The following is a 9,347-nucleotide window of genomic DNA, read 5'->3' as shown; positions in this document are numbered from 1 at the left end:
TGCTAACTATCATAAGGGAGAGGCTTTCCCTTTTCAATTGCTTATTTTTCTATTTACACATAATTATTTAAACACTCGGCGGCCATTTGGCTCGTAAGTGTTGCAATTTCAACTTGTAAGGGGGTCTGGTAGCCCAGCGAACTATGAATTCTCTTCCTATTGTAGAAAGCATGCACATATTCAAAAAGGACGGCAGCGACAGTTTCATAATCTTCAAAGACCGGCACTGGATAAACACATTCCTTTTGAGGGAAGCGTGAAAGGATTCCATTGGCGCATTATCATACGGACAACCCTTACGGCTGTATGAGTGGCGGATATGTAGTTCAGTTAAACGTTGATTGTAATCATCGCTGGTATCCTGTGATCCTAAATCCGTATGGATAATCAGGTCCCCAGTAATGGTTCGATTTTTAACCGCGCTTTCAAGGGTCTTTAAGACTAAATCAGTATCCATCTTTTTTGAGAACGAATAGCCGATAATCCGTCGTGAGTGCAGGTCCATGATGGTTGGTAAGTAACACCAGCCATTACACTTCGTTTGAATATAGGTCATATCAGCGGTCCATTTTTGATTTAAACCAGTGGTCGAGAAATCCTGCTTAAGCAAGTTGGTACGCTGTTCAACCTTGGTTTTGGAAGCCGAAGCCGCTTTCCACTTATTGACGGTAACGGAGTGGATATCCAGTTCCTTCATGAGCCGGGAAATCCGTCGTGGACTGCACCGAAGCTGCAGTGGTTGAAGTTCCAGATTCAATTCATGGTGGATCTTCATAACACCGTATCGCTGCTTAAATTCCGCAAAGATCCGCAGAATCCGTTGTTTCAAGTCCGCATCTTCGGCCCGGCGTTTTGAAGGTTTGGGGGATCGATAACGATAATACTGAGCTCTGGAAACACCGAGGATTCGGCACATCTTGGTTACCTGGTGGTGATGGCTTTCTTGGTGAATGTAATCAAAGATATTGGTTACTTCTGCGCAAGGAAGCCCAGGGCTTTTTTAGGATTTCGTTCTCCTCAGACAGCGAAGCCAGTCGCTTTTCCATCGATTTGATTTCGTCTGGCGATTTACCGGATTGAGTTTTGGCCTGGCCCTGGATCCACTTATGAACTGTTGAATAGCCAATGCCATATTCTCTGGCCAGTTGGGCAGCTGATTCGCCTTGCTTATATAGGTTGATAATGTTTTGTTTGAATTCTTTGTCGTAACGAGTTGGCATGTAAAAATTTCTTCCTTTTGAGAGACGATTTATTCATTATACCCTCTCTTAAAAGTTGTCTCAGGAATCAGCTTACATCCAGGATTACCTGAGCTTCCTTATAGAACAACGGTACACACAGATCAAGGATTTCAGTATCAACATAAACAGTGGCAAAAAACGCTTAAAACTCATCATACCTTTCAGAGTATGTCCCGTAAGGCGACTTGCTTAGATAACGCCGCCATGGAATCATTTTTTCATCTCATGAAAGCAGAGATGATGGATGAACACTTCGAAAATTCAGAAAGTCTCGCGCAAGCGATGACTGAATGGGTTGAATTTTATAATAACCGTAGAATCAGGACCAAACTAAAAGGCAAGTCACCGGTACAATACCGAGAACTTGCCAATCAGTTAGCAGCTTAATTTAGTTGTCCAAACTTGTGGGTTCACTTCATCATCTCATCACGAGGTGGGTGGCTTTTTTGTGTGCATTCTGCTTCATTTAAACGGACAAGTATACGTCTAAAAGCTGAACGTGTTGTCTGAGCGCGCGTGGTGTTATTCGTTAATTTTGCAGTTATACAAGATGTCCATTCTATAGAACTATAGATCTATAGATATTTAAAAATCGCGCATATTTTGTTGAACAGCTCTAACACTATCTATTACCAATTTTTTGCTTTGGTTCGGCATATTTTGAACATAGCTTTCAACGATTTCGTTGAGAACCTCATAGTTTCGCTTATTTTCAATGGTAGCTATTTGCTTTATGGCCATATGAGTGTCTAATTGTGCCTGGACAGACTTTGGAGTATCTTTTGCTGTCAATCTACGTTTTGGCTTAATTAGTACTTGGTCATTTGGCATGCTTCTGTGTTGTTCTTCAAATTTTTGTGGCTCAATTTTCTGAGGTCGTGTGGTTTTATTCTTTCTAGTTTCTCCAAAAGCACCTAATCCCATTTTATCGTTAGCAGTCATTTTTTAACCTCTAATCAATTTTAAACGTTCTAATAATTCATCTACAACCAAATCATAAAGATGGTGAACCCTTCTGTCGTTTATGTCATGGCTAGCATTATTTGTTATACCAGTGCGATCAAATCGTTTTAGTCTAGCCATCTGACGCACCTTTTGTTTAAACATGTTTGCATTGCCGAAGCTTGTAGTTGCATCTTCGATAACGTCTAAATCTAAATCATTTCCGTTTTGTTGTAAGACAGGTAAAACGCCTAACAAATCAATGTCGAGAGAGTAATCGTCTTTGATTTGCAATAAGTGCTTAACGTATGTTTCTGCCCCTCGCAATGAGCGCTCTTGGGTTTGCAAAATAACAATAACGTAATCACTTGCAACCAAAGCGGAATCAGTAAATTTGTTTAATTGTGGGGGAACGTCTAATATTACAAAATCATATTTACTTGAAATTTTTGATAATAGTTTAGAGAAATAATGATCTTGTGTGTAGTCATCAGGAAACGAAGAGCTTAGAAATTTATCATAGTTCTGTAAATCATCATCCGAAGGAAGTAAATCTAAGTTATCATTTACATGAACAATTGCATTTTCTAAACTACCTTTTTTTAAAGCAACTTCAAGCGTTTCGCTAAAATCAGGTTTAGTTCCATACACTTGGCTCATTGTTGTAAACAGCAAGTCTGTAGCATTAGCTTGTGGATCAAGATCTACTATTAAGGATTTTTTCCCTCTATTAGATAAGGTGTAAGCAATCATAACAGCATTAGTTGTTTTTCCAACTCCACCTTTAAAATTCCCGGTTGTAATAGTTGTGGTCAACATAGACACATCCTTTTGAGAAAAATTATAGCACAAAAAAATAAAATTCTATAGAAAATTTTATTCAAATCTATAGAACTATAGAAATTAATATCTATAGAACTATAGAACTATAGATCTATGGTTCTAATAAATAGCGAATATTGCCGACATAGCAGCTCTATAGAACTATAGATTTATAGAACTATAGAAATGAACATCTATAGATTTATAGAACTATAGATTTATAGAATTATAGATTACATAGTTCTATAGAACTATGTAAAAAGCGCCTTTACTTATTCTTGCTATTGAGATATTATTTAGACATAAAATAGAACATAAAAAAACACCCACTGACTGGCATCGGTGAGCGCCACATAAAAGTCATCGTTATTTAATGACTATTATATCATGGCCGGTGCGATTTTTAAAGCCCTAGGGGACAAGCTGGGGTCTAAATCCAAGGGGACACGTTTGCCAGTGCGACTTCAATAAGTCTGGCTATACCACAACAAGGTCATCTGTACGGCTGGGTGGTGAATGGTGAGCGCGACCATTAACGGCGCGGGTGGTAAAACGAAGCTTCGGCTTGGTGCCACTGATTAGTTGGTGATCGAACAAAAATAAATACGTATTACCAACGCCTGTTAGGGCGTTTTTTAGTAGGCTAAACCGAAAACGTAGGTTTATAATGAGTGGTGGTAGCAATACCGCAATTGTACAGACAAGCGACGGGCGTTAACGACCGACGAACTAAGGGAAAACTTTTAGTAGTAGAATTGTACTCTGGTTCAGTTATTCCAAATAGCTGATTCCAGGGAACAATTCTGCGCTCAAAACGTCACTCCCTCTAAACTGAATGGAAAACCGTAACTCGTCAAGTCAAATTCCAAAGAAAAAAAGAAAGTTGGTGGAATTGTTGGAATGTAAGGATTACATTGTTCCATTGAATCCAGATGTGATCGTTAAGAAGACAATCTATCGGAGTTCTGCAAGAATTACTGATCGACAAAGGAACCAAGTGAAGAGAGTTTTGCGTAGTCAAGGGTATCAGGGAAGAATTAGTAGTATTCGATACACTCGGGTAAATTACAAGTATTCCTTTAAAGTATCCGTGAAGTATCAGGGGAGTGTCGGTAAGTTTTTGGTTAATACAAAGAATGAGACAGTTGAATTCAAGGGAATGGCCTAGACGTAATTTCAGTGAATTTCACAAACTCATTTTCCCAATTAAAGCCAATCTGCGACCTATACCACTTCTTTTTTGGACAAGTTCACAATCAAAAAATAACGGAATGTGGAAGTACCGCGGTGAATGTGGGTTACTTGGGATAAGCCGCCTTATGTGAAGTAGAAATTGGTATACTAAAAAAGGCTCCCGGTTTAACACTGGAGGCCTTTTTTCTAGGTTACATATTTTGAGGATGAATGTTTTTATCTTCGTAGCTTTTACTTGGGTGCTGTAACATGATGAATACTGCTTAGTTTTTGGTGCCGTACCCCGCAACAGATGCGTCGCTTCGTTGGTATTATCTTAAATGCTAAGTACCGAGTTGAGAAGGATCATAAAGATATTGGCGTCATAATCCCACTGGACGACGAAGAACTTAAATTTTTAATGACTAAAGCCTTGAGACGTTACTTTAACGCCCTAAGAAGCAATGAGAAGCACATCAAGAACGTGGAAAACTACCTGTACGGCACCATGCAAAATCTATTTGGTGTTTGGTGGAATAAACAAGCGGCTAGAGAATACGCGGCCAAACACCCCGAAGAAGAAAAGCCGGCCGACAACGACAACAGTGGGTTGTACTACTAGTCCTAAAAGGCTACAAAATCCTTTCTAAGCAGTTTTAAGACTTACTAACCTATTTATACTTAAGTTAGATTTAAATGGCTTAAACAGAAGAATATGGGCTTTTAAATGAGTGCCAGAGCTAACCAGGCTAACCAGCTCAAAAGTTCAGCCTTTAGATCAACGCCAAGCTCAAGTGATTTGAGGCCAGGGCTTTATCTATTGATAGGGTACTCAAAAGGTAGTATAATGGTAGTAGTAGAAGAAAGGAGATGAGACAATCATGGCAGTTAAGGAAAAGAAACGGGTCCAAGTCAAGATTGATAAAGATTTGGCCGATGATACCGAAGCAGTTTTAAGCGAATTGGGCTTAAATCCAACCACGGCCATTAACATGTTTTACAAGCGGATTGTTGCTAATGGTGCTTTACCTTTTAATGCGTCTTTAAGCGAAGAAGAAAGAGCTAATTTACGCTTTTTAAAGGCGACCGAAGGGACACCAGTCACCGAGTTCAAAGACGCTAAAGAGGTCGCTGATTGGCTCAACGATCCAGATGAGGACTAATGACTTAGTCAGCCTATACGTTAGTTTTGTAGAAACTAACGGTGGCAAGTCGCGGCCAGTTTTAATTCGTCGGGTATCAGAACAGACGGTCGAGGCTTTTAAAATGACTAGTCAGTATGAAAAGAAGTCGGCTTATATCAAGCAACAATATTATCCGATTCAAGATTGGCAATCCGCTGGGTTGAAGAAACCTTCCTGGGTCGATCTTGGTAATATTTATCGCTTTCCCAAAGCCGGTTTAAACTTTAAAGAAATCGGTCATTTAAGTAAGCTAGATCAAAATAAAATTTCAGATTTTACGCTTGACCTAGAATCAAAAAGAAGAGGTAAGGGTCAAAAGATAATTCAACAGCGATTAAGTAAAAGGAAGCACAAAGAAAGTAAAGCAGAGCTTACACAAAGAATTCAAAAACAGTTAAAAGACTTTGCTAAACACAATCCAGAAGTTAAGCCAAAAAACAATCCTGAAAATAAAAACGATCAACCTAATAACTAGGTTGATCGTTTTTTAATTTATCCGGTTTATGGGCGTTGACATAGTCAGCGAATGTTTTTAAAAGTTCTTCGGTTTGTTCGACCGAGAGGTTATTAGCTTGAAAGTACTTTTCTAATAAAGCCCCTTTTTGAATTAATCGGCGAGAACGGGCTTTGTGGGCTTGTCGATTTTCATAATACTTAGATTGGCGTAACTTAAAATCTTCCCGCTCAATTTTTTGTTTTAAACGCGCTTGTTGTTCAATTAGTTTTTCATATTGATTAGGCATGGAATTCCCCATCTCCTATGACTAATGATCTACGGACTTTTCCTTTAAAAACTCGGATACTTTTTTGGATAAGGACTTGATATTGTCATTAGATAAATTAGCATAATCTAAATTGGCTTGACTGATGATTTGTTTACCTAGCCGTTGTTCAATCTTATTTTTTTCGTCCTTAATTTTTTGATTAAGGGCTTTTAATTTAGCTTCTTGTTTTTCTAAGTTACTTTGAGACATAACGATCCCTCCAATCATATTAAAAATAATCACCGAAACTATATCATATAGGAAACGTTAAGTCAAAATATAAAATTTGAAATAGCGAAGCGGAAGGCATACACTAAATTAAAGTTAAGAGAATCAGAAGACTGAGTGAAACGAGGTCAATGCGCACTTACACCCCACTAAATTCTTGTGGGGTAAATCGTGCTAAAATCCTGTATTAGAAGTCGCCGATGGCGACAACAAGGTCAAAACCCATAGAATCAAAGGAAGACGGTGACTGACATGGCAATATTCCACATGAGTTTTAGTAATATTAGTGCTGGTAAAGGACGAAGCGCGATTGCCAGTGCCGCTTATCGAAGTGGTGAAAAGCTATTTGATGATAAGGAAGGTCGCCACTATTTTTATGCCCGATCAATCATGCCAGAAAGCTTTATTTTGACGCCAAAAAATTCACCTGAATGGGCGAGTGATCGAGAGCAGTTGTGGAATGAAGTTGAAAAGAAAGATCGTAAATCAAACTCACGGTATGCAAAAGAGTTTAACGTGGCTTTACCGGTAGAATTAAGTGAATCCGAACAGAAAGAATTACTGACAAGATATGTTCAAGAAAATTTTGTTGATGAGGGCATGGTAGCCGACGTGGCAATTCATCGCGACCACCCAGATAATCCTCACGCTCATGTGATGTTAACTAATCGGCCGTTTAATTCAGATGGAACATGGGGAATCAAGAGCAAAAAGCAATATATTTTAGATGATAATGGCAACAAAACATATACCGGAACTAGCAAGTACCCTAAGAGTAGAAAAATACTGATGATCGATTGGGATAAAAAAGAAAAAATAACTGAATGGCGGCACAATTGGGCGGCAAGTGTCAATCAGGCTTTAGAGCAAAAAAACATTCCTGATCGGATCAGTGAAAAATCATTTGTGGAACAGGGAATAGCTGACACACCAATGCAACACGAGGGAATCAATAGCAAACGGCATGAAAGAAAGGCATTTAATCAACAAGTTAAGAACTATCGTAAGTCCAAAGCTGGCTATAAAAATATGCAGGAGAAAGTAGTTAATCGAGGCCACTTGGATAGCCTAAGTAAACACTTCTCGTTTAACGAGAAAAAAGTGGTCAAAGAGTTAAGCCACGAACTGAAAACTTATATTAGTTTGGAAAGTTTAGATGATAAGCGGCGCATGCTATTTAATTGGAAAAACAGTACCTTAATTAAGCACGCTGTTGGTGAAGATGTCACTAAGCAATTATTGACGATTAACCAACAAGAAAGTTCACTAAAAAAAGCAGATGAACTCTTAAATAAAGTGGTTGATCGCACAACTAAAAAACTTTATCCAGAGCTTGATTTTGAACAGACAACCGCGGCTGAACGACGGGAATTGATTAAAGAAACTAATAGTGAACAAACGATTTTCAAAGGCAGTGAATTAAACGAACGTTTAATGAATATTCGTGATGATTTATTGACCCGACAATTATTGACCTTTACCAAACGGCCATACGTTGGCTGGAAGTTATTAATGCAACAAGAAAAGGAAGTCAAAATCGAGCTTAAATATACGCTGATGATTCATGATGATAGCTTAGAAAGTCTAGAACACGTTGATCAAGGTCTACTAGAAAAGTATTCACCAACCGAGCAGCAAAAGATTACTCGCGCAGTCAAAGATTTGCGAACAATCATGGCTGTTAAGCAAGTTATTCAAACCCAATACCAGGAAGTTTTAAGAAGAGCCTTTCCTAACGGCAATTTTAATGAATTACCAATGATTAAACAGGAACAAGCCTATACAGCCGTGATGTACTATGATCCTGTTTTAAAGCCATGTCAGGCTGAAACAATTGAACAGTGGCAAGCAAATCCACCACAGGTGTTCAGTCCCCAAGAACATCAACAAGGACTAGCTTATTTATCGGGACAGCTGAGCTTAGATCAGTTAGAAAATCATCACTTACAACGGGTTTTAAAGCATGATGGCACTAAACAACTCTTTTTTGGCGAATGCAAAGCCGATCCGACGATTAAGAACAGTCAGATCGAGAAAATCCAAAAGCAGTTAAAAGGGCAACAAGCCAAGGACGACCAGTACAGAAAAGCAAATATGGGGCATTATCAACCGCTAAATTATAAGCCAGTTAGTCCAGACTATTACTTAAAGACGGCCTTTAGTGATGCGATCATGACTGTTCTATATGCTCGTGATGAAGATTACCAACGGCAAAAGCAAGAACGTGGACTGAAAGAAACCGAGTGGGAAATGACGAAAAAGCAGCGGCAACACCAAACCCGGAACCGGCATGAAGATGGGGGTATGCACTTGTAATTCAAATGTAAAATAAAAAAGCTATCAGCCCGATCGCTTAATCAGTTATATCAAGTTTGCAACGACAAGTTCAGCAAGCAAGGAACCCACAACAAAAATCAGAACTAAAAAATAAACTAAATGATATACACCATGAAATCAGTAATCGAACACAAAAACAGCTGCAAGCATTTGCTGAACAAAACCCCAAAATAAAGAAACCAGAAGTGACAAACAATTTACAGATAAGAAGGTGAGAGAATCATAAATAACCAGTTATTTGAAACAACTAAAGAAGAATTATACCACCGGCCTAAACAGTTAATTAATTTGAACCAATGGCTCCTCGTAACCATTAATACAGCTAAATCGATGATCGATAATACAGATAAATCTCAGTTTATTTATTTAAATCACTTTGTTAAATGTAGTACAACTAGAGATGTTCAGCAAATGTTTGACGAAATACAGGGGAAGTTTGGAAATATAAATTTTTCCCAACGCCATAACCCTAGGTACCTATATCTATGTTCTTTAGTAGCCAATTTTCCACTAATGCAACTTTCAGTTGAAAATTGGCGGTTAATTAAAAATTTTATTTATGTTGATGATTATTTTTTACCTCGATTTAAAATTGAAGTGCAACACCTGCTCTACTAGACCAGTTCTTTATTCAGACTAGTCAAAAAGGCCATGAA

The 9,347-nt window shown here is 38.4% G+C and carries 10 protein-coding genes and 3 pseudogenes; 6 read left to right on the top strand and 7 right to left on the bottom strand.

Going from position 1 to position 9,347, the window contains the following annotated elements; genetic code table 11:
• Nucleotides 1-53 precede the first annotated feature (53 nt).
• From EKM73_RS13045 to EKM73_RS12990, 3 genes and pseudogenes are all read right to left on the bottom strand, one after another.
• Entirely contained in the window at nt 54-227 is a 174-nt protein-coding gene (locus EKM73_RS13045) for an IS3 family transposase (protein ID WP_382387750.1), read from the bottom strand.
• 41 nt (nt 228-268) lie between these two features.
• Nucleotides 269-916: pseudogene (locus EKM73_RS12925) on the bottom strand (IS3 family transposase); the annotation flags it as partial.
• A 40-nt stretch (nt 917-956) separates the two neighbouring features.
• Nucleotides 957-1,220, bottom strand: coding sequence for a transposase (locus EKM73_RS12990; RefSeq protein WP_263853812.1), 264 nt, complete (start codon nt 1,218-1,220; stop codon nt 957-959).
• Nucleotides 1,221-1,409: 189 nt separating this feature from the next.
• Here EKM73_RS12990 and EKM73_RS12920 point away from each other — a divergent pair, with 189 nt between their 5' ends.
• Entirely contained in the window at nt 1,410-1,628 is a 219-nt protein-coding gene (locus EKM73_RS12920; RefSeq protein WP_225421417.1) for an IS3 family transposase, read from the top strand.
• A gap of 198 nt (nt 1,629-1,826) precedes the next feature.
• On the opposite strand, the gene EKM73_RS12425 is transcribed toward EKM73_RS12920, so the two are convergent.
• Both EKM73_RS12425 and EKM73_RS12420 read right to left on the bottom strand, forming a co-directional pair.
• A complete protein-coding gene (locus tag EKM73_RS12425) occupies nt 1,827-2,183 on the bottom strand; it encodes a hypothetical protein (protein ID WP_024526904.1) in 357 nt (118 codons plus the stop codon).
• 3 nt (nt 2,184-2,186) lie between these two features.
• Nucleotides 2,187-2,999 (bottom strand): ParA family protein, encoded by an 813-nt coding sequence (locus EKM73_RS12420; protein ID WP_024855822.1) that lies wholly within the window; start codon nt 2,997-2,999, stop codon nt 2,187-2,189.
• A 1,459-nt stretch (nt 3,000-4,458) separates the two neighbouring features.
• Here EKM73_RS12420 and EKM73_RS12405 point away from each other — a divergent pair.
• The 3 genes and pseudogenes from EKM73_RS12405 to EKM73_RS12395 form a co-directional block, all read left to right on the top strand.
• A pseudogene (locus tag EKM73_RS12405) lies at nt 4,459-4,800 on the top strand (replication initiator protein A); the annotation flags it as partial.
• A 259-nt stretch (nt 4,801-5,059) separates the two neighbouring features.
• The gene (locus EKM73_RS12400; protein WP_002819873.1) at nt 5,060-5,341 is read left to right on the top strand and encodes a type II toxin-antitoxin system RelB/DinJ family antitoxin; all 282 of its coding nucleotides are present in this window, start codon (nt 5,060-5,062) and stop codon (nt 5,339-5,341) included.
• Nucleotides 5,331-5,837 carry a hypothetical protein gene (locus tag EKM73_RS12395; RefSeq protein WP_125702109.1) on the top strand — a complete coding sequence of 169 codons (507 nt, stop codon included), beginning with the start codon at nt 5,331-5,333 and terminating at the stop codon, nt 5,835-5,837. Before EKM73_RS12400 ends, EKM73_RS12395 begins: the two co-directional genes overlap by 11 nt.
• Here EKM73_RS12395 and EKM73_RS12390 read toward each other — a convergent pair.
• Together EKM73_RS12390 and EKM73_RS12385 are read right to left on the bottom strand one after the other, a co-directional pair.
• A complete protein-coding gene (locus EKM73_RS12390) occupies nt 5,827-6,105 on the bottom strand; it encodes a hypothetical protein (protein WP_125702108.1) in 279 nt (92 codons plus the stop codon). The two genes, EKM73_RS12395 and EKM73_RS12390, sit on opposite strands and share 11 nt — an antisense overlap.
• Nucleotides 6,106-6,126: 21 nt before the next feature.
• On the bottom strand, nt 6,127-6,354 hold the full coding sequence (locus EKM73_RS12385; protein ID WP_080952786.1) for a hypothetical protein: 228 nt from the start codon (nt 6,352-6,354) through the stop codon (nt 6,127-6,129).
• Between the two features lie 252 nt (nt 6,355-6,606).
• Here EKM73_RS12385 and mobQ point away from each other — a divergent pair, with 252 nt between their 5' ends.
• Together mobQ and EKM73_RS13015 are read left to right on the top strand one after the other, a co-directional pair.
• Entirely contained in the window at nt 6,607-8,670 is a 2,064-nt protein-coding gene (gene mobQ / locus EKM73_RS12380) for a MobQ family relaxase (RefSeq protein ID WP_125702107.1), read from the top strand.
• Between the two features lie 12 nt (nt 8,671-8,682).
• Nucleotides 8,683-8,906 (top strand): annotated as a pseudogene (locus tag EKM73_RS13015) (LtrC-like protein); the annotation flags it as partial.
• Between the last annotated feature and the right edge of the window lie 441 nt (nt 8,907-9,347).

This window comes from Levilactobacillus fuyuanensis (genome assembly GCF_003946395.1).
GTDB classification, from domain to species: Bacteria; Bacillota; Bacilli; order Lactobacillales; family Lactobacillaceae; genus Levilactobacillus; species Levilactobacillus fuyuanensis.
Note: the sequence above shows the minus strand (reverse complement) of the source record. Positions and strands in the feature narration are given on the sequence as shown.

Bases quoted from the DNA above. Each gene is read 5' to 3' on its own strand.
- EKM73_RS12990 (WP_263853812.1), bottom strand. From the start codon at position 1,220: ATGCCAACTCGTTACGACAAAGAATTCAAACAAAACATTATCAACCTA.
- EKM73_RS12920 (WP_225421417.1), top strand. From the start codon at position 1,410: ATGTCCCGTAAGGCGACTTGCTTAGATAACGCCGCCATGGAATCATTT.
- EKM73_RS12425 (WP_024526904.1), bottom strand. From the start codon at position 2,183: ATGACTGCTAACGATAAAATGGGATTAGGTGCTTTTGGAGAAACTAGA.
- EKM73_RS12400 (WP_002819873.1), top strand. From the start codon at position 5,060: ATGGCAGTTAAGGAAAAGAAACGGGTCCAAGTCAAGATTGATAAAGAT.
- EKM73_RS12395 (WP_125702109.1), top strand. From the start codon at position 5,331: ATGAGGACTAATGACTTAGTCAGCCTATACGTTAGTTTTGTAGAAACT.
- EKM73_RS12390 (WP_125702108.1), bottom strand. From the start codon at position 6,105: ATGCCTAATCAATATGAAAAACTAATTGAACAACAAGCGCGTTTAAAA.
- EKM73_RS12385 (WP_080952786.1), bottom strand. From the start codon at position 6,354: ATGATTGGAGGGATCGTTATGTCTCAAAGTAACTTAGAAAAACAAGAA.
- mobQ (WP_125702107.1), top strand. From the start codon at position 6,607: ATGGCAATATTCCACATGAGTTTTAGTAATATTAGTGCTGGTAAAGGA.